Origin of the sequence: Hoeflea sp. BAL378 (assembly GCF_000759435.1) — a bacterium.
GTDB lineage: Bacteria > Pseudomonadota > Alphaproteobacteria > Rhizobiales > Rhizobiaceae > Hoeflea.
In genome coordinates this window covers 52,838-72,814 of sequence record NZ_JRJG01000014.1, presented here as the reverse complement: position 1 = coordinate 72,814, position 19,977 = coordinate 52,838, and the positions used below count along the sequence as shown (strand labels likewise).

At 65.8% G+C, this 19,977-nt stretch carries 16 protein-coding genes; 4 read left to right on the top strand and 12 right to left on the bottom strand.

Annotated features, from left to right (window positions below):
• The 5 genes from LL06_RS04685 to LL06_RS04665 all read right to left on the bottom strand — a co-directional run.
• On the bottom strand, positions 1-3,012 hold a 3,012-nt coding region (locus LL06_RS04685), incomplete at its 3' end, for an efflux RND transporter permease subunit (protein WP_244447051.1).
• Positions 3,013-3,071: 59 nt separating this feature from the next.
• Positions 3,072-4,481 (bottom strand): efflux RND transporter periplasmic adaptor subunit, encoded by a 1,410-nt coding sequence (locus tag LL06_RS04680; RefSeq protein WP_052161213.1) that lies wholly within the window; start codon positions 4,479-4,481, stop codon positions 3,072-3,074.
• Between the two features lie 177 nt (positions 4,482-4,658).
• Complete coding sequence (locus LL06_RS04675) at positions 4,659-5,651, bottom strand: Hsp33 family molecular chaperone (protein ID WP_035522911.1); 993 nt, start codon at positions 5,649-5,651, stop codon at positions 4,659-4,661.
• Between the two features lie 114 nt (positions 5,652-5,765).
• Positions 5,766-6,689 (bottom strand): ornithine carbamoyltransferase, encoded by a 924-nt coding sequence (gene argF / locus LL06_RS04670; protein WP_035522882.1) that lies wholly within the window; start codon positions 6,687-6,689, stop codon positions 5,766-5,768.
• A 14-nt stretch (positions 6,690-6,703) separates the two neighbouring features.
• Positions 6,704-7,891: an aspartate aminotransferase family protein gene (locus LL06_RS04665; RefSeq protein WP_035522909.1), complete on the bottom strand. Its 1,188-nt coding sequence runs from the start codon at positions 7,889-7,891 to the stop codon at positions 6,704-6,706.
• A gap of 478 nt (positions 7,892-8,369) precedes the next feature.
• Here LL06_RS04665 and LL06_RS04660 point away from each other — a divergent pair, with 478 nt between their 5' ends.
• Together LL06_RS04660 and LL06_RS04655 are read left to right on the top strand one after the other, a co-directional pair.
• Positions 8,370-8,894, top strand: a complete 525-nt coding sequence (locus tag LL06_RS04660; RefSeq protein WP_035522879.1) for a GcrA family cell cycle regulator — start codon at positions 8,370-8,372, stop codon at positions 8,892-8,894.
• A 179-nt stretch (positions 8,895-9,073) separates the two neighbouring features.
• On the top strand, positions 9,074-9,391 hold the full coding sequence (locus LL06_RS04655; protein WP_052161212.1) for a hypothetical protein: 318 nt from the start codon (positions 9,074-9,076) through the stop codon (positions 9,389-9,391).
• Positions 9,392-9,448: 57 nt separating this feature from the next.
• Here LL06_RS04655 and phoB read toward each other — a convergent pair whose 3' ends face one another.
• The 7 genes from phoB to phoR all read right to left on the bottom strand — a co-directional run bounded on the left by phoB (position 9,449) and on the right by phoR (position 16,978).
• On the bottom strand, positions 9,449-10,132 hold the full coding sequence (gene phoB, locus LL06_RS04650; protein WP_035522875.1) for a phosphate regulon transcriptional regulator PhoB: 684 nt from the start codon (positions 10,130-10,132) through the stop codon (positions 9,449-9,451).
• 29 nt (positions 10,133-10,161) lie between these two features.
• A complete protein-coding gene (gene phoU / locus LL06_RS04645; RefSeq protein ID WP_035522872.1) occupies positions 10,162-10,884 on the bottom strand; it encodes a phosphate signaling complex protein PhoU in 723 nt (240 codons plus the stop codon).
• A gap of 46 nt (positions 10,885-10,930) precedes the next feature.
• The gene (pstB, locus tag LL06_RS04640; protein WP_035522869.1) at positions 10,931-11,746 is read right to left on the bottom strand and encodes a phosphate ABC transporter ATP-binding protein PstB; all 816 of its coding nucleotides are present in this window, start codon (positions 11,744-11,746) and stop codon (positions 10,931-10,933) included.
• A 14-nt stretch (positions 11,747-11,760) separates the two neighbouring features.
• Positions 11,761-13,071 (bottom strand): phosphate ABC transporter permease PstA, encoded by a 1,311-nt coding sequence (gene pstA / locus LL06_RS04635; RefSeq protein ID WP_035522866.1) that lies wholly within the window; start codon positions 13,069-13,071, stop codon positions 11,761-11,763.
• Positions 13,071-14,441 carry a phosphate ABC transporter permease subunit PstC gene (pstC, locus tag LL06_RS04630; RefSeq protein WP_035522864.1) on the bottom strand — a complete coding sequence of 457 codons (1,371 nt, stop codon included), beginning with the start codon at positions 14,439-14,441 and terminating at the stop codon, positions 13,071-13,073. The genes pstA and pstC overlap by 1 nt, the downstream gene beginning before the upstream one ends.
• Positions 14,442-14,510: 69 nt before the next feature.
• On the bottom strand, positions 14,511-15,545 hold the full coding sequence (locus LL06_RS04625; protein ID WP_035522861.1) for a substrate-binding domain-containing protein: 1,035 nt from the start codon (positions 15,543-15,545) through the stop codon (positions 14,511-14,513).
• Positions 15,546-15,691: 146 nt separating this feature from the next.
• The gene (phoR, locus tag LL06_RS04620) at positions 15,692-16,978 is read right to left on the bottom strand and encodes a phosphate regulon sensor histidine kinase PhoR (RefSeq protein ID WP_345775672.1); all 1,287 of its coding nucleotides are present in this window, start codon (positions 16,976-16,978) and stop codon (positions 15,692-15,694) included.
• Between the two features lie 152 nt (positions 16,979-17,130).
• On the opposite strand from phoR, the gene ppk2 reads away from it, so the two are divergent.
• On the top strand, positions 17,131-18,015 hold the full coding sequence (gene ppk2, locus LL06_RS04615) for a polyphosphate kinase 2 (RefSeq protein ID WP_035522855.1): 885 nt from the start codon (positions 17,131-17,133) through the stop codon (positions 18,013-18,015).
• A gap of 246 nt (positions 18,016-18,261) precedes the next feature.
• Positions 18,262-19,947 (top strand): long-chain fatty acid--CoA ligase, encoded by a 1,686-nt coding sequence (locus LL06_RS04610; RefSeq protein WP_035522852.1) that lies wholly within the window; start codon positions 18,262-18,264, stop codon positions 19,945-19,947.
• The last annotated feature ends 30 nt before the right edge of the window (positions 19,948-19,977 follow it).

Here is a 19,977-nt window from a genome sequence, read left to right as displayed (position 1 = left end):
CAGCCCGATGAAGGACAGGATAGTGAGCTGGTAGCCGAGCAGCCAGTGGCCGAAGATCGCGCCGACGATGCCGAAGGGGATGATCAGCAGCACCGCGACGGGCCGCCAGTAGCTGGCGAACACCCAGGCCAGGATGATGTAGATGACGCTGAGCGCGACAACGACGCCCAGTCTCAGATCGGCGAAGGCGTTCTCCTGTTCCTCGGAGCGGCCGCCGAAAGTGTAGCTCACATCATGGCGGGCGGCGATGAGATCGAGCGCGCCGCTTCGGGTCAGTTGCTCCACCACCGCCCCGGTGGTGGTCACGGCGGTGTCGATGTCGCCGGTGACCGAAATCGTGCTCTGCCCGTCCCGGCGCTGGATGGCGGAGAAGCCCTGGCGCTCGGTCATGTCCACCACCTCGGACAGGGGCACGAAGGCGCCGGCCGGGCTTCTGAGCTCGAAATCGCGCAGCGCCTGGGTGCCCGGCGAGGCCGGGGCCTGGACCAGCCGCACGGTGACCTCGTCGGCGCCGCGCGGGAACCGGAACGGGATCGCGCCGTCAAACGCGTTGCGGATCTGCCGGCCAACCTCGGCGATGGAGAAGCCGAGCGCTGCGCCGTGGGGCGTGAGCTCCATCACCAGTTCGGGCTTGCCCCAGGGCAGGTTGTCGTCGACGCCGCTGATGCCGCTCATACCGGCGAGCAGGGCGACGATGTCGGCGGCCGCGGATTTGAGGGCGGACACCCGGTCTCCCTGCAGCCGCACCTCGATGTCCCTGCCCGGAGGACCGCCGCGGGCCTGCGAGATCGCGAAGCGGCTGACGCCGGCGATGTCGGGCGCCGCCTCGCCCCAGGCGGTGACGATATCGGCGGTGCGCACATCGCGTTGTTCGGAGGTGGAGAGCTGCACCTGGATGCGGGCGGTGGCGCTGCCGCTGCGGCTCGAGGCGCCGAAGCTGGTGAACACCGCCCGGATCGACGAGGGCCCGCCGTCCGACAGGGCGGCGTCCGCCTGCCGGAGCGCCCGCTCGTGGGCGGCGATGGCTTCGAGCGCCGTCGCCTCGGGCAGGCCGGCATTGAAGACCAGGGTGCCGGTGATGTTCTCGGCTTCGGGGGAGGGGAAGAAGACGAATTCGACGCGGCCCGAGCGCGCGAGACCAATGGCGAGAACCATCACCATGGCGAGCGCGATCGACAGCGTCACGTAGCGCCAGGTCCAGGCGAGCTGCACCAGCCGCTGGAACGGGCCGTCGCGGAACCGGTCGAAGCCGCGGTCGAAGGCGCGGCGGAAACGGCTGTCGCCGACGCCCGCCGGCGACCCGGCGGCCGAGCTGCTGTTGCGCCTTCTGAGCGCCAGCAGCGCCCATTCGATGCAAGTCGCGAGCGTGAGCGAGACCGCCACCACCAGCACCATGCGCAGGGCCGCGGGCAATCCGGCGAAGTCGCCGGCCAGGGCGCGCAGCCCGCCATCGCCCGAGCCGAGCGCCAGGTCGATGGCGAGCCGGCCCGACAGGCTCGAGAGAAACACCGTGAGCACCAGCGCGATCAGGAACTGCCGCCACCAGGACCAGCCCGGCGCCTTGCGCCCGTCGAGCGAATTGGCGAGGTGGCCGGGCAGGACCAGGAAGCATTCGATGAGGCTGGCCACCAGCACGGCGATCACCACCATCGGCAGCGCCACCATCATCTGGCCGATGGTGTCGCCGATCAGCAGGATCGGCGCGAAGGCGGCAAGCGTCGTCGTCATCGCCGCCATCACCGGCGTGAACATCATGGACACGCCGTTTTCCGCCGCCTCCTGCGGCGCGTCGCCCATCTCGAGCCGCGTGGCGGTGTGCTCGCCCACGACGATGGCGTCGTCGACGATGATGCCGAGCATCATGATCAGCGAGAACAGTGACATCATGTTGATGGTCTGGCCGGAGACATACATGAAGCCGATGGTGGCGAGCATGGCGACGGGGATGCCGGCTGCGACCCAGAAGGCGATGCGGGCGTTGAGGAACAGGAACAGGATCGCGACCACCACCAGAAGCCCGCCGAGCCCGTTCTTGACCAGCAGCCAGATCCGCTCGGAAAGCGCGTCGGAGGCGACCTCGTAGGTGGCGATCTCGATGCCGGGCGGCAGTTGCGGCCCGATCTCGTCGACATAGGCCGAGAGGATGGAGGCGGTCTCGAGCGTGTCGGCGGTCGGCGCGCGGCGGATGTCGAGCTCGATGGCCGGCGAGCCGCCGGCGAGCCCGCGGGTGTCGTCGGCGTCGAAGCCGTCGGTGATGCGGGCGATGTCGCCGAGCAGCACCTTCTCGCCGCTGGCGAAGGACCTGACCTCGACCTCGGCGAGCTTGCGCGCGCCCTGCGCATCGGCAAGCGTCCTGAGCTGGCGCTCCACCGCGCCCTCGACGGTTCCCGACGGCAGATCGCGGCTGTTGGCGGCAATCGCCGTCGAGACGTCGGCGATGGTCATGCCCAGACGCCTCAGTTCGATCTCGGGCACCTCGACGCGGATCTCGGCATCGCGCAGGCCGGTGAACTCGATCTTGTCGATGCCGCGGTCGATCAGGTCGTCGCGGATGCGCTTGGCCCAGGCGCGCTTGACCGTCTCGTCGGCGTCGCCGAAGACGGCGAGCTTGGCGACGACGTCGAAGAACACCGATCTGGCGACGGTCGGCTGCTCGGCGTCCTCGGGCAGGTTGGTGACCGTGTTGACGGCGGTCTCGACGTCGGTCAGGGCCTGGGTCATGTCGGTGCCGTCTTCGAATTCGAGCCGCACGGTGCCTGAGCCTTCAGCCGCCGTCGAGCTCATCCGCTCGACCCCCGAAATATAGCGCACCGCCGGCTCGATCAGCGAAAGGATGTTGGTTTCGACATCCTCGGCACTGGCGCCGGACCAGGCGACGCCGATGCTGATGGTCGGCCGGTCGATGGTGGGGAAGAACTGGGTGTTGATGCGGGCGATCGAGAAGGCGCCGAACAGGATCATCAGCACCATCAGGAGATTGGCGGCGTTGGGGTGCCTGATGAAGGTGGACACCAAACCTCCGCCCGACACTCCGCCCAGGCCCGGACCCGCTCCGCGGAAGCCGCCATCGCTCATTGGCCAGAATCCGTTCCGGCCGCGGGCGTCTTTTCGGCATCCGCAGGCGTCGGCTCGGCATCCGCCGGCGCGGGGCCGGCGCCGGAGGGCTCGCGCACCTTCACGCCCTCGGAGGCCTCGGTCAGCCGCGTCATCAGGACCGTGTCGCCGTCCGTGAGATCGCCGTCGACGATGGCGTCCTCGCCGTCCCAGGCGATGAGGCGGACGTCGCGGCGCCGGAGTTCGCCGTCGACGACGACGAAGACGTGATCGGAGGAGCGGATCGCCGTCTCCGGCAGCCTGAAGGTTCCGGGCCAGTTCCTGTCGGGCACCGTCAGCGCGACGAAGGCGCCCGGGCGCAACTGCACCGGATTGGCGGCCTCACTGATACGGGCATGGACCTCGACGCCGCCGCGCTCTGCCGACACCCGGGCGCCGATGCGGTCGATGGTGGCGGGCCATGTATAGCCCGTGCCGCCGACGGTCCAGGTGAGCGACACCTGGCGGCCGACAAGCGGATCGTCATCGGTCGCCATGCGGCCATACTGGGCGTTGGTCAGGGTGAACTGCACCTCGAGCGCGGTGTCGTCATAGATCGAAGCCACCACCTCATTGGCGCTGACCGAGCCGCCCGTGTCCACCGTCTCCTCGGACACGATGCCGTCGAAGGGGGCGACCAGCGCGGTCTGGGAGAGCCGGCGCTCGGCCTCGCTGACCTTCCACGCGAGCCGCTCGGCATTGGCTTCCTGCTGGGCGCGCTGGGCCTCGGCGATGCGGATGTTGTTGCGCGACTGGCTTGCCGCCTGCTGCCGTTGCGACAGGATCAGGCGCCTTGCGTCGACTTCCTTGTCGGTCAGGGTGCCGGACCGGGAGAGCGACAGCGCCCGGTCGAGATCAGCCTGGGCGAACTGCAATTGCTGGCCCGCCGCCTCGAGCTGCTCGCGCTCGGAGGCGAGCCGCGCGTCGATCTCGGCGATGGCGCCGCGCACGGAGGCGAGGTTGGCGCGGGCCTCGAGAAGCGCGCCTTCATAGGCGAAGGGATCGATGCGCACCAGGACCGAGCCTTCGCTCACCTTCCGGCCGGCGGCGAGGTCGGGATGGATCTCGACAACATCGCCGCTCACCGACGTGCGCAGCTCGACGCTGCGGCCGGCGGCGACCTGGCCGTAGAGTTTGATGGCGGGCCGGTTGTCGGCGCGCAGGGCGGTGGTCATGTCCACCGTGTAGACCGTCGGCGTGAAGCTGCGGGGCGTGCGCTCGACGCTCGACGCCGCCAGGCGTTCCATGGCGACCCAGGCGGCGCCCAGCACCAGTGCCATCAGCGCGAACTGCGCGAGCGGCCTGAGGAAGCTCCGCCGCACGGGCCGTCCGGTCCCGTCGGCGGGGTCGTCCCGCAGATCCGTGCGCCTGTCCGTCCTGTCGAGCATGGGTTCCCTCCGTGTGAGCTCAACAGGTAACGCAACGAGGCGGCATGGCAAATTAAAGTTTGGTCATGTTGCGCGCGGGCCTGCGGCGGCCGCCGCCCCGGAAATGCGGCTTCGACGCCGTCACCGGGGCCGCGCCCCTCCCGGCCGCCTGGGGAGCGGCCGGGGGATCGCGTGATGTCAGGCGCCGAATTCGGACGGATCGAACCGGTAGGCGGTCGAGCAGAATTCGCACTGCACGGTGATGGCGCCGTCCTCGACACTGTCGCGGATCTCCTCGGCCGAGAAGCCCGAGAGAACCTCGCTCAGCCGTTCGCGCGAGCAACTGCATTTGTCGGCCACGGCCATCGGCGGATAGATCTTGGCGCCGCGCTGATGAAACAGCCGGTAGAGCAGGCGTTCGGAGCCGACTTCCGGATCGGTCAGTTCGCCGGGATCGACGGTGCTGACCAGCGCCTTGGCCTCGGCCCAACTGTCGTCCTCGTCGTGAAAGACGTCCTCGACGCCCTCGGGCGCATCACCGCCGGGAAGATCGGGCTGGCGCATGCGTTCGGGCGCCTGGGGCAGGAACTGGACGACGATCCCGCCGGCGCGCCAACTGTGGCGGGGCTTGCCGTCACTGTCGCGGTCGATGAGTTCGGCGACCGCCAGGCGGACCAGCGTCGGGATCTGCTCGGACTGGCGGAAATAGGTCTCCGCCATCGCTTCGAGCGTATCGCCGTTCATCTCGACGATGCCCTGGTAGCGCTGCATGTATTCGCCCTGGTCGATGGTGAACGCGAGCACGCCGCGGCCGAGCAGTTCGGACGGGCTGGTCAGCCCGGCGGCCACGGCGCCGGCCAGGCGGTCGGCGTCGAACCGCGCATAGGCGCGCAGGTTTCCGGGCGCGGCGAAGTCCACGACCAGAAGATCGACGGGTCCGTCGCCCTTGGTCTGGACGATCAGCCTGCCCTCGAACTTGAGCGAGGTGCCGAGCAGCACCGTGAGCGCGATCGCCTCGGCGAGCAGCCGCGCCACCGGCTCGGGGTAGTCATGGCGGCCAAGGATGGCGTCGATCATCGGTCCGAGCTGGACGGCGCGGCCGCGCACGTCGAGGCCATCGACCTCGAACGGCAAAACACGGTCGTCACCGGCGAAACCCGGTTCGCCGTGGGTGTGGGTAGCGGTGTGCATCATCATTCCCGATTGTTCATGGTGGCGCGTCCCGCCGTCATAAGGCCAGGCGTGATCCGCGTCCACATCTCAAACGGCGCATATAGGCATTGGCCGGCCGGTCTGCCAGAGGCGTTACAGAACGCCCATGCACCAGCGCATCACCGCCTTCTGCGCATGCAGGCGGTTCTCGGCCTCGTCGAACACCACCGACTGCGGCCCGTCCATCACCTCGTCGGTGACTTCCTCGCCGCGGTGCGCCGGCAGGCAATGCATGAACAGGGCGTCCGGATTGGCCTTGGCCATCAGCTCGCCATTGACCTGATAGGGCAGGAACACATTGTGGCCCCGCGCCCGGTGTTCCTGGTTCATCGACACCCAGGTGTCGGTGATCACGCAGTCTGCGCCCTTGATGGCCCGGTCCGGATCGCCGCTGATGTCGATCTCGGCGCCCCGCTTGCGGGCCCAGTCGACGAATTTCTGCTCGGGCTCCGAGCCCGAGGGCGTGGCGATCTGCATGCGGTAGCCGAACTGGGCGGCGCCCTCGATGAGCGAGTGAAGCACGTTGTTGCCGTCGCCGGTCCAGGCCAGCGTCTTGCCCTTGACCGGGCCGCGATGCTCCTCGAAGGTGAGGATGTCGGCCATGATCTGGCAGGGATGGGTGTCGTCGGTGAGCGCGTTGATCACCGGCACCGTGGCGTGTTCGGCCAGCTCCAGCATGCGGGCATGGTCGAGCGTGCGGATCATAATCATGTCGACATAGCGCGACAGCACCCGGGCGGTGTCGGCGATGGTCTCGGCGCGGCCGAGCTGCATCTCCGTCCCCGACAGGAACAGGGTCTCGCCGCCGAGCTGGCGCATGCCGACGTCGAACGAGACGCGCGTGCGGGTCGACGGCTTCTCGAAGATCATCGCCAGCATCTTGCCGGCGAGCGGGCGGTCCGTGTCGGTCGCCGTCTTGGCGGATCGCGCCGCATCCAGCATGGCGCGCAGATCGCTCGCACTGACCGCGGAGAGATCGAGAAAATGGCTGGTGCCGACGGATTTGGTCTTTGTCATTGCATCCGGTCCGGTTAGGTGTCCTTGCGAGACAGCATGTCGAGCGCCGCCTCGATCCTGGAGAGGGCGTCGCGGGCTTCTTCCGCGGTCAAGATCAGCGGCGGCAGCAGGCGCACCACATTGTCGCCCGCGGGCACCGACAGCAGGTGCTCGTTGCGCATGGCCATGACCAGGTCGGCGTTGGACTTGGCGCATTTGATGCCGAGCATCAGGCCCGAGCCGCGGACGTCCTCGATGAGGGTGGGATAGCGGTCCTTGAGGGAGGCGAGCCCCTGGTTGAGCACCAGGGCAATGTCGTTGACATGGGCCAGGAAGCCGTCCTCGAGGATCACGTCGAGCACGGCGTTGCCGACAGCCATGGCCAGCGGATTGCCGCCATAGGTGGTGCCGTGGGTGCCCACGGTCATGCCGTCGGCGGCTTCGGCGGTGGCCAGGCACGCGCCGAAGGGGAAGCCGCCGCCGATGCCCTTGGCGACCGCCATCAGATCGGGCTCGATGCCCGCCCATTCATGGGCGAACAGCTTGCCGGTGCGGCCGACGCCGCACTGGACCTCGTCGAGGATCAGCAGCAGGCCGTGCTCGTCGCAGAGGTCGCGCAGGAAACGCATGAACTCCTTGGGCAGCGGGCGCACGCCGCCCTCGCCCTGCACCGGCTCCACCAGGATGGCGGCGGTTTCCTCGGTCACGGCCGCCTTCATGGCCTCCCGGTCGCCGAACGGCACCTGGTCGAAGCCTTCCACCTTGGGACCGAAACCCTCGAGATACTTGGCCTGGCCGCCGGCGGCGATGGTCGCCAGCGTGCGGCCGTGAAAGGCGCCTTCCATGGTGATGATGCGGTAGCGCTCGGGCTGGCCATTGACATGGAAGTGGCGCCGCGCGGTCTTGATCGCGCATTCCAGCGCCTCGGCGCCGGAATTGGTGAAGAACACCTTGTCGGCGAAGGTCGCCCGGGTCAGCCGCTCGGCGAGCCTGGTCTGGCCCGGAATTTCGTGGACATTGGACAGGTGCCACAGTTTGTCGGCCTGGTCCTTCAGCGCTTCGACAAGGTGCGGATGGGTGTGGCCGAGCGAATTGACGGCGATGCCGGCCGCGAAATCGAGATAGCGTTCGCCGGTGGGGGTCTCCAGCCACACGCCATGGCCACGCTCGAACACGATCGGAACGCGGTTGTATGTGTCGTACAGCGGCTTGGCGTCGGCCATGGCGCGCATCTCCCCAATAAATTAGCCGTCATCGGTTCATCGACCGAAGCCTGACGGTTGCAGTTAAGACCCGCCCAGCGAAATTGTGCCGGAAAACCAAAATGCCGCCCTTCCGGGGCGGCGTGGGCACTATTTACATTTCGGTCTGGCCTGTCAATGAGACAAGGTGATCGCCTTATGCAGGCCGTTATTCTGTCGCAGGCTTGCATGCTCTCCCGATTGCCCCGGTCCTTTGGGAGCAGTGGTGCAGAGAGAGCACAATCCACGCCCGTAAGTTGGGGAAAACCATAAAAAGGAATCACCATGATTCGGCTGACTCTTGTCACGGAGTCAGGCGACCACTAGGTTATGGCCATGAAATAGACGTTCGCGGCGGACACTATTCACCTCACAGTAACCGAGCGTTCGAGTTCCGGTCAGCCGGGGCGTGGTGAGGGATTCTGCCATCCCGGGATACGGGGTACAGGGAGAGCATAGCATGAACTGGACTGATGAACGGGTCGAAAGGCTCAAGAAACTCTGGGCGGACGGGCTCAGTGCGAGTCAGATCGCGGCGCAACTGGGCGGCGTCAGCCGCAATGCGGTGATCGGCAAGGTGCACCGGCTCAACCTGCCCGGCCGCGCCAAGAGCGGCGGCCAGGCACAGGTCCGCACCAAGCGCACGACCGCCGCCCCGCGCGCGCCCAATTACGCCGGACGCACCGCATCGCAGGCCACCCGCACCGTCAGCCGCTCGAGCGGCGGCGCGCAGCTCAAGCAGGATCTCGACGTTGTCGCGGTGGAAGATCTCGACACGCGGCCCATCGAGGACGTGGTCGTGCCGATTTCGCGGCGGCTGAGCCTGGTGGAACTGTCCGAGCGCACCTGCAAATGGCCGATCGGCGATCCGCTGCAGGAAGGCTTCCATTTCTGCGGCAATGATTCCGGCGACGCCTCGCCCTATTGCGGCTATCACGCGAAGCTTGCCTTCCAGCCGTCGAGCGAGCGCAAGCGCGCCCGCTGACCCGGCGGCGCCTGATGATTTCAAAAACCCGGGCCTGGCGCCCGGGTTTTTTCATTTTGCGGGCGGCAGGGGCCGCGTTTTAATATCCCGCGCACCAGACGAGGCCGGGCCGTTGCCATGGCGGTGTTTCTGTCGCAGAAATTGATCGTATGCACGAACCAGCCCGAAAAGGACGACAGATGCGCAAGAGCTTGATGATCGTTGCCAGCCTGATGGCAGGCATGGCCCCCGCAGCGGCGTCTTCGGGCGACGCCTGGGCGGAATTCGCCGAGAAGGTGCGCACGCAGTGTCTTGAAGCCGCCGCACCGGTGCTGGAGACCGCGGAGGCGGTTGTCGATCCCTTCGGATCCGAGAGCTTCGGCCTGGCGGTGCTGACCGGCAAGGCCAAGGGCGGCGACGCGGCGGTGAGCTATATCTGCGTCATGGACAAGCAGACCGGCGCCGTCGAACTCGGCAGCGAACTGACTTCCGACGTCCTTTCGGTCACAATACGCTGAGGACCGGCACGGGGCACCATCGCGCCGCCGGCGTCACGGCCGGCCGCCCGGGCGCCGTCAGCTTTCGATCGAATAGCCGGCACCGCGTACGGTGCGGATGATGTCGCGCATGCCGGCCAGGTTGACCGCCTTGCGCAGCCTGCCGACATGGACATCGACCGTGCGCTCGTCGACATAGACGTCGTGGCCCCAGACGCCATCGAGCAGTTGGGCGCGGGAATAGACGCGGCTGGGCGAACTCATGAGATATTCGAGCAGCCTGAATTCGGTCGGCCCCAGCTTGACGTCGCGGCCGCGCCGGCGGACCCGGTGGGTTTCCCGGTCGAGTTCGACATCGCCCACCTTGAGCAGGCTCGAGATCACTTCCGGTCGGGCACGACGCAGCATGGCCCGGACCCGGGCCAGCAGTTCCGGCGTGGAAAACGGCTTGACCACATAATCGTCGGCGCCGGTCGCCAGCCCCCGGACGCGCTCGCTCTCCTCGCCCCGCGCGGTCAGCATGATGATCGGCAACCGTTCGGTTTCGGGCCGGGCGCGCAGGCGCCGGCAGAGCTCGATACCGGAGATTCCGGGCAGCATCCAGTCCAGGATCAGGAGATCGGGAACCCGCTCCTGCAGACGGATTTCCGCCTCGTCGCCGCGAAGCACGGTGTCGACGTCATAGCCTTCGGCTTCAAGATTGTAGCGAAGCAGCACCGAGAGTGCTTCCTCGTCCTCAACAACTGTAATGCGCGGGCTCATTGCCATGGTCGTCTAACTCCTGCGCACGCTCATGCCGACCCTGGAGCCGGCGCGACCATGGTGGCGGTCTCATCGTCCTTGGGACGATCCGCGGTCAATTGCGCGCCGGTGGCGACATAATAGACGGTCTCGGCGATGTTGGTGGCGTGGTCGCCGATCCGCTCGATGTTCTTGGCGCAGAACAAGAGATGGGTGCAGGCGGTGATGTTGCGCGGATCCTCCATCATGTAGGTCAGGAGTTCGCGGAACAGCGAGGTGTAGATCGCGTCGATCTCCTCGTCGCGCTCGCGGATCGAGTTGGCGAGCGAGGGCGAGCGCGTGGCGAAGGCGTCGAGCACTTCCTTGAGCTGGGTCAGCGCCAGTTCGGCCAGGTGCTCGAGCCCGCGCACCAGCTTGCGCGGCTGCGCCATGGTGTGGACCGCGATCACGCGCTTGGCGATGTTCTTGCCGAGGTCGCCGACGCGCTCGAGATCGGAGGCGATGCGGATCGAGCCGATGATCTCGCGCAGGTCCGACGCCATCGGCTGACGCTTGGCGATCACCAGAACCGCCTTGTCGTAGATCTCGCGCTCGCCATTGTCGAGCAGCAGGTCTTCCGAGATCACCCGCTGGGCGAGCGCGGCGTCGGCATTGACCAGCGCTGCGACGGAGTCGGCGACCATGCGCTCGGCGATGCCGCCCATTTCCGACAGGCGGCGCACAAGAAAGCGGAGTTCGTCATCATAGGAGGTGACGGTATGGGCTTCGGGCATGGTGTGATCCTTCAATCCTGTAAACGTGATGCGATGGGCGGTCGCATTAGCCGAAGCGGCCGGTGATGTAGTCCTGGGTCAGCTTGTTGTCCGGATTGGTGAACATCTTGTCGGTGGGGCCCTCCTCGACAAGATTGCCCAGATGGAACATCGCCGTGCGCTGCGACACGCGGGCGGCCTGCTGCATCGAGTGGGTGACGATGACGATGGTGAAGTTGACTCGAAGCTCGTCGATCAGTTCCTCGACCTTGGCGGTGGCGATCGGATCGAGCGCCGAGCAGGGCTCGTCCATCAGGATCACCTCGGGGCTCACGGCGATGGCGCGGGCGATGCACAGCCGCTGCTGCTGGCCGCCCGACAGGCCGGTTCCCGGCTCCTGCAGGCGGTCCTTGACCTCTTCCCAGATCGCCGCCTTGCGCAGGCTCGATTCGACGACCTCGTCGAGCTCGGCCTTGGACTTGGTCAGGCCGTGGATGCGCGGACCGTAGGCAATGTTCTCATAGATGGACTTGGGGAAGGGGTTGGGTTTCTGGAACACCATGCCGACGCGGGCGCGCAGTTCGACGACATCGATCTTCGGATCATAGATGTCCTCGCCGTCGAGCGTGATGTTGCCCAACACCTTGCAGATGTCGATGGTGTCGTTCATGCGGTTGAGGCAGCGCAGGAAGGTCGACTTGCCGCAGCCCGACGGGCCGATCAGCGCCATCACCTGCTGTTCGGGCACGTTGAGGTCGACGCCGAACAGGGCCTGCTTCTCGCCGTAGAAAACGTCTACCTTTTCGCCGCGCATCTTGATGCTGGGTTGATTGGTCATGGATGAAAGCTTTGTCTCGATTGCCGTATCGGTGAGCATATTCATGTCCTTTTACCTTTTTACCAACGACGCTCGAAGCGCTGCCTGAGGAAAATTGCAATGGAGTTCATCAGCACGAGGAACCCGAGAAGCACCAGGATAGCCGCTGATGTCCTTGCCACAAAGCCTCGTTCCGGACTGTCGGCCCAGATGTAGATCTGGGTCGGAAGCGCGGTGGAGGCCTCCAGGACGCCCGACGGCGGGCTGGTGATGAAGGCGTTCATGCCGATCAGCAGCAGCGGCGCGGTTTCCCCCAGGGCCTGGGCGAGGCCGATGATGGTGCCGGTCATGATCGTCGGCATCGACAGCGGCAGGATGTGGTGCAGGATGGTCTCGTGCTTGGAGGCGCCGACGCCGAGCGCCGCCTCCTTGATGGAGGAGGGGACTGACTTGAGCGACGCCCGGGTGACGATGATCAGCGTCGGCAGGGTCATCAGCGCGAGAACCATGCCGCCCACCAGAGGAGCCGATCGCGGCAGGCCGAACCAGCCCAGGAACACCGCCAGGCCCAACAGGCCGAACACCACCGAGGGCACGGCCGCGAGGTTGTTGATGTTGATCTCGATCAGGTCGGTGAAGCGGTTCTTGGGCGCGAACTCCTCGAGGTAGATCGCCGCGGCGATGCCGACCGGGAAGGAGATCAGGAAGCAGACCAGCAGCAGCCAGAACGACCCGGAAATGGCGCCGGCCAGGCCCGCGAGTTCGGGGAAGCGGCTGTCGGAGTTGAAGAACAGGCCCCAGTTGAAGGGCTGCGAGATGGCGCCCTTCGCCTCGAGCTTGTTGAACAGCTCGATCTGCTTGTCGTTCACCCGGCGCTGGTTCTCCGGCAGGTCGGTGTCGACCAGGCCTTTGGCGAGCTGGTCGATCGGATCGGACATCGGCACGGTGAAGCTGGCGCGCCCGTCCAGGATCGACGGATCGGCGATGATCTGGTCGCGGATCAGGAACGGCGCCGACGACGTGAACATCGAGAAGTAGTCCCGCTCTTCCGAGCGCGACAATTCGCCGACATCATCGATGACGGCCTTGCGGAAGATCGTCCGCCAGTTCGACTCCATCGGGTTTTCGCGATTGATCTCGGCCGAGCTGAAATCGATGTCGATCGTGACCATCGACTGGGTGAAGGCGCGGTAGCCGGTGAAGGTGAGCGTGCCGATCAGCACCACGAGAAAGCCGAGCGCAAAGAAGATCGCCAGCATGCCATAGGCCTGGAGACGGCGGTCGGCGGCGTAGCGCTTCTTGCGCAGGGCCAGCATCTCGGAAGACTGCCAATTGACAGCGGTTCCGCGTTTGGAGGTCTGGACGGCAGGCTGCGTAGCGGCGGCGCTCATCAGTACTTCTCCCGGTATTTGCGCACGGTCTGCAGCGCGATCAGGTTCAGGCCGAGCGTTATGGTGAAGAGCACGAGGCCCAGGGCAAACGCGGCAAGGGTCTTGGGGTTGTCGAATTCGCTGTCGCCGATCAACAGGGTGACGATCTGCACGGTCACGGTCGTCACGGAGTCGAAGGGATTGAGCGTCATCTTGGCGATCAGGCCTGCGGCCATGACCACGATCATGGTCTCGCCGATGGCGCGGCTCAGGGCGAGCAGGACGCCGCCGATGATGCCCGGCAGGGCCGCGGGCAGTAGAACCTTGCGGATCGTCTCACCCTTGGTGGCGCCGAGCGCGTAGGAGCCGTCGCGCATGGCGCGCGGCACCGCCGCGAAGGCATCGTCGGACAGCGAGGAGATGAACGGAATGAGCATGACCCCCATCACCCCGCCTGCGGCGAGCGCGCTGTTGGGCGCGGCGTCGATGCCGAGCGACAGGCCGAGGCTCCTCACCGCCGGCGCAACCGTCAGCACCGCGAAGAAGCCGTAGACGATGGTCGGAATGCCGGCGAGGATTTCAAGCAGCGGCTTGACCACGGAGCGGAAGCGCTGATCGGCGTATTCGGTCAGATAGATGGCCGAGAAGATGCCGGTGGGCACGGCCACGGCCATGGCGAGCGCCGAGATCACCATGGTGCCGAACAGAACCGGCAGCATGCCGAACGCGCCCTGCCCGGCCACCTGGTCGGCGCGGATGGCGATCTGCGGCTCCCAGCGCGTGCCGAAGAAGAACTCGGCGAACGGAACCTTGGTGAAGAACTGGTAGGCCTCGTAGACCAGCGACGAGACGATGCCGAGCGTCGTGATGATCGCGACGATCGAGGAAAAGATCATGAACCATGTCACCGACCGCTCGACGCTGTAGCGGGCCTGGTAACGGTCCTGGATGATCCGGTAGCCGAAAAAGGCTCCGATACTGGCCAGCGATGCCGCCACGGCGACCATGGCCCAGTTGAAGATCAGTTCCAGCGACTTGAGATGATCGACCGCCGCCAGGATTTCCGGCGAGGGTTCGGTGAACAGGTTGCCCGCCTGCACCTGCCTGATCTCGCTGATGAGCAGGTCGCGCTCGGGGCCGGACAACTGGTCGGCGCCGGGAAAGCTGGAGAGGACGAGCATGTCCTGGATGCTGGCTTCGCCCAGCGTCCACAGCAGAAGGAAGACAAACGCGGGCACCCCGGTCCAGATGGCGGCGTTCAGCGCGTGGTAGATCGGTCGCGAATGAACCTTGATCGTCGCCAGATCCCGCTGCCTGCGTGCCCGGTGCAATCCGGCCATCGCCGAGGCGATCGACGCCACAAGCAAAATAATCAGTAGATAGCTCACCATTGGTCCCGCCTGCCCATGTGTTGAAAAGCCGCCCCTCTCAAGGAGGGGCGGCCATCTCGCCAGTGGCGATTACGAACCGAGCTTCTTGGCTTCGGCAACAGCCTTCTGGACTTCCGCCCGCTTCTCATCGGAAAGCGGGGTCAGGCCACGCTCCGGCAGGTAGCCGTCCGGACCAAGGGCTTCGTCCGAGAGATACTCGGTCAGGAACTCGTTCATGCCGGGAATGACATCGCGGTGAGCGTTCTTGACGTAGAAGTAGATCGGACGGGCGACCGGGTAGGAGAAGTCGGCGATCGTTTCGAAGGTCGGCTCGACGCCGGCAACCTTGACGGCCTTGAGCTTGTCGTTGTTCTCATAGAGGAACGAGTAGCCGAAGATGCCGACAGCGTTCGGATCGGATTCGAGACGCTGAACGATCAGGTTGTCGTTCTCGCCGGCTTCGACGAACGGACCGTCCTGGCGCATGCGCGAGCAGACTTCGTTCCACTTGTCTTCGTCGGCCTTCTTCAGGTCGGCCATGCCGGCCAGATCCTTGCAGCCGTCATGCATGACGAGCTCGACGAAAGCGTCGCGCGTGCCGGACGTGGGCGGAGGGCCGAAGGCGATGATGTCGAAATCGGGCAGGGAAGCGTCGATGTCGGACCATTTCTTGTTCGGGTTGGCGACGAAGCCGCCCTTGCCGTCGGGAAGTTCGGCGGCGAGCGCCTTGAAGATCTGCTCTTCGGTCAGGTCCATGTCCGGAGCCGAACGGGCATGGGCGATCGACAGGCCGTCATAGCCGATGAGGGCTTCGGTGATGTCGGTCACGCCGTTGTCGGCGCAGAGCTTGACTTCGGATTCCTTGATGGCGCGCGAAGCGCCGGTGATGTCTGCGAAATCGGGGCCGATGCCGCCGCAGAAGGCCTTGAAGCCGCCGCCGGTGCCGGTCGATTCGACAACCGGTGCGGCAGAGCCCGTCTTGTTGGCATATTCTTCAGCAGCAGCCTGGGAATAGGGGAAAACGGTCGAGGAACCGACGATCTTGATCTGGTCGCGGGCGACAGCGGCGCCGGCGAAGGCCGTGGTGGCCACGAGTGCGGCAGCGGCGAATTTGAGTGCGTTCATTGAAATCTCCCGTCATGGGTCAGGGTGGCAAGGTCCTTTTGCAGGACCATGGTGTCAGCCATCTAAGGCTGCCCCTTTCTAGGCCCTTCGAGATTCCGTTTTATGACAGTATCATCACTGTTTTATGACAATTTAGTCTGTTGTTTTCACTGATATATTTCCCGCCTGAGGGCAATCTTCGCCGGTTCATGACGGCTGAATTTGACAGTGAAGGCCGATCCCTCGCCCGGAACCGACTTGATCACCAGCCGGGCGCGGTGGCGGGCGAGGATGTGCTTGACGATGGCCAGGCCCAAGCCGGTGCCCTTCTTGGTCCGGCTGGTCTCGACATCGACGCGGTAGAACCGCTCGGTGAGGCGCGGAACATGTTCCTTGGCGATGCCGGGGCCGAAGTCCTGAACGGTGACCTGCGCGCCTTCGGCGTCGGAGTTGGCCACGGTGATCTGCACGCGCTTGCCGGCCTGGCCGTATTTGCAGGCGTTCTCGATCAGGTTGGAAAAGACCTGGATCAGTTCGTCGACGTCTCCGGTCACGACCACGGGGGCTTCGGGCAGGCTGAGCGCGATCTCGACGCCGAGATCATTGGCCATCGGCTTCAGCGTGTCAATCACATGGGTGATGGTCTTGCCCAGGTCCACCTGGCCCTCGGGCGGCACATGGGCGCGCATCTCGAGCCGCGACAGCGACAGGAGATCGTCGATCAGCCGCGCCATGCGCTGCGCCTGTTCGAGCATGATGCCGAAGAAGCGGGTGCGGGCGGCCTCGTCATTGCGCGCCGGACCCTGCATGGTCTCGATGAAGCCCATCAGCGAGGCGAGCGGGGTTCTCAGCTCATGGCTGGCATTGGCGACGAAATCGGTGCGCATGCGGTCCATGCGGCGCGCCTCGGTCAGGTCCCGGAAGGTCATCACATAGAGCCGCGCCGCCGGCTCGGCGGCGGGATTGACCGGCGCGACGCGCACCTCGTGCCAGCGCTCGGAGGGAACCCGCTCGGAATGCTCGACGCTTTCGGGGAAGCCGCGCGCCACCACGCGACCCACGAGATCAAGAATCGCCGGCGAGCGGATCCGCGCCGACAGGGTCGCCCGCTCGGGATAGGCGCCGACGAGCGACTGGGCGGCGGAATTCTGCCGCACCACCTGCGTGTCGCGGTCAAACACGATGGTCGGCAGATCCAGCGCCTCGATCAGCGCGAAATCGGGATGCCCCGAACTGGCGGCCGCGCCCTTGGCCAGGGCGCGGGAGCGGGCCTTGTCGCGGCCGGCGGGCCAGAACAGGAGGGCCCCGGCGAAGACGCCATAGCCGGCGATCGCCTGCCAGGCTTCCAGGCCCGCCGGAACCGCGACGAGCGCGAGCGCCGCCCCGGCACCCAGCGGACGGGCAAGCGCCCTTGCCCGGGCCGCCAGACTGTCCGCCGCCTGAGGTTCAGCCAATGGATCCTGCCTGATTTCGCTCATCTGCCAGTGCGCCCTTGGTGCCGTGCAATCGTTGATGTGATAACTTGTTTACCCGCACTGCTTGAAATCACAATGACGATGTGGCCCTTTCTCCTGTCACACCGAAAAACACAGCAAAGGAAACGCCCGTGGGTAAAAAGCAAGGCGGCAACGCCGTGGAACTGACCATCAACGGCAAAGAGCGGGTCTTTGACATCGACGATCCCAAGCTGCCGGACTGGGTCGAGGACGAGGCATTTTCCTCCGGCGACTATCCCTACAAGAAGAAGCTCGACTGGGACGAGTACGAGGACGCGCTGGAAGCGCTGCAGATCGAACTGGTCAAGGTGCAGGCCTGGCTCGGCGATACCGGCAAGCGCGTCATCGCCGTGTTCGAGGGCCGCGACGCCGCCGGCAAGGGCGGCGCGATCGGCGCCACCCGGGCCTATATGAACCCGCGCTCGGCGCGCATCGTCGCCTTGCCCAAGCCCACCGACACCGAGCGGGGACAATGGTACTACCAGCGCTACATCGACCACTTCCCCACGTCGGGCGAAATGGTGCTGTTCGACCGCTCCTGGTACAACCGGGCCGGCGTCGAGCCGGTGATGGGGTTCTGCACGCCCGAACAGCACGTTCATTTTCTCGAGGAGACGCCCAATTTCGAGCGCATGCCGGTGAAGGAGGGGATCCATCTGTTCAAGTTCTGGCTCAATATCGGCCGCGAGATGCAGCTCAAGCGGTTCCACGACCGCCGCCACTCGAAGCTCAAGTCCTGGAAACTGTCGCCGATGGATATCGCCAGTCTCAACAAATGGGACGACTACACCGAGAAGCGCGACCTGATGCTCAAGGAAACCCATTCCAGCCACGCCCCCTGGACCGTGGTGCGCGCCAATGACAAGCGCCGGGCCCGTCTCAACGTCATCCGCACGATGCTGATCGAGCTTCCCTATACGGGCAAGGACAAGGGGGCGATCGGGGACCTGGACGAGGCCATTGTCAGCACCGGGCCGGAGGAACTGACCGGCTGACAGCCCGGGCGGCCGCGGCGGAGCGGTCCGGTTGCGGCCGACGCCGGCCGGCGCGGCCCAATTCGGCGACGGGCCGGGCCGGAGCGCGTTTTTTCGCGCAATTAGTGACGTTTACGTCAAGGGAAGGCATTGCAACGGGACCGGGGGCACTTTAAATCTTCTGTCAGCACGGACGCCGGGAGAGGAGCCCCGCGGCAAGCCGCAGAATCATAGGCGCGTCCGGCACATAATGAGGGAGAGACATCCATGACCAACACCGCTGCCGCCGACCGCATCTGGCTCAAGTCCTATCCGCCCAACACGCCGGCCGAGATCGCGCCGCTGGCCCATCCGTCGGTCGCGGCGCTGATCGAGGATTCGTTCAAGCGCTACGCCAGCCGTCCGGCCTTCACCTGCATGGGCAAGACCATCAGTTACGGCGAGATGGAAAAGCTCTCGACCACGCTGGGCGCCTGGCTGCAGTCGCTCGGGCTGCAGAAGGGCGACCGGGTGGCGCTGATGATGCCCAATGTGCTGCAGATGCCGGTGGCGATGGCCGCCGTGCTGCGCGCCGGCTATGCGGTGGTCAATGTCAACCCGCTTTACACGCCGCGCGAGCTCGAGCACCAGCTCAAGGATTCGGGCGCCAAGGCGATCATCATCCTCGAGAACTTCGCCGTCACCCTGGAGCAGGTCATCGCCAGGACCGACGTCAAGCATGTCTGCGTGGCGACCATGGGCGACCTGCTCGGGCTCAAGGGCCATATCGTCAATTTCGTCGTCCGCAAGGTCAAGAAGATGGTGCCGGACTGGCAGCTTCCCGGCCATGTGAGCTTCAAGGCGGCGCTGGCGGCGGGCCAGGGCAAGACGCTCAAGCCGGCCGACACGAAGCCCGACGACGTGGCCTTCCTGCAATATACCGGCGGCACCACCGGCGTCTCCAAGGGCGCGACGCTGTCGCATTCCAACGTGCTGTCGAACGCGGCGCAGAACGATCTCTGGCTCAAGGCGGCCTTCATCAACAAGCCCAAGCCCGAGGTCCTGGTCTATGTCTGCGCGCTGCCGCTCTATCACATCTTCGCGCTCACGGTGAACGCGCTGATGGGCATGCAGCAGGGCGCGCACAATATCCTCATCCCCAATCCGCGCGACATTCCGGGCTTCGTCAAGGAACTCAAGAAGATCGAGTTCAACGTCTTCCCCGGCCTCAACACGCTGTTCAACGCGCTGCTGAACAACGACGATTTCCAGAGCCTCAACTTCAAGCCGCTGCTTCTGACGCTGGGCGGCGGCATGGCGGTGCAGCGGCCGGTGGCCGAGCGCTGGAAGAAGCTGACCGGCTGCGTGATCTCGGAAGGCTACGGCCTGTCGGAAACCTCGCCGGTGGCGACCGCCAACCGGTTCGACGCCACCGAGTTCACCGGCACCATCGGCCTTCCGCTGCCCTCGACCTCCATCGACATCCGCGACGAGGACGGCAACGCCGTGGCGCTGGGCGAGGTGGGCGAGATCTGCATCAAGGGTCCGCAGGTGATGGCGGGCTACTGGAACCGGCCCGACGAGACCGTGAAGGTGATGACCGCCGACGGCTATTTCCGCTCGGGCGACATGGGCTTCATGGACGAGGCGGGCTACACCAAGATCGTCGACCGCAAGAAGGACATGATCCTGGTCTCGGGCTTCAACGTCTATCCCAACGAGGTCGAGGAGGTGGCGGTGTCCCATCCCGGCATCGCCGAAGCCGCCGCGATCGCCATTCCCGACGAGAATTCCGGCGAGGCGGTGAAGCTGTTCATCGTCCGCAAGGATCCGAACCTCACCGAGGCCGACGTCAAGGCGCACTGCGCCACGGGGCTCACCAACTACAAGCGGCCCAAGGTCATCGTCTTCAAGGACGACCTGCCCAAGACCAATGTCGGCAAGATCCTGCGCCGCGAACTGCGCGATCTCTAGACGGCCCGCGTTCCGTCGCGTTTGACGGGC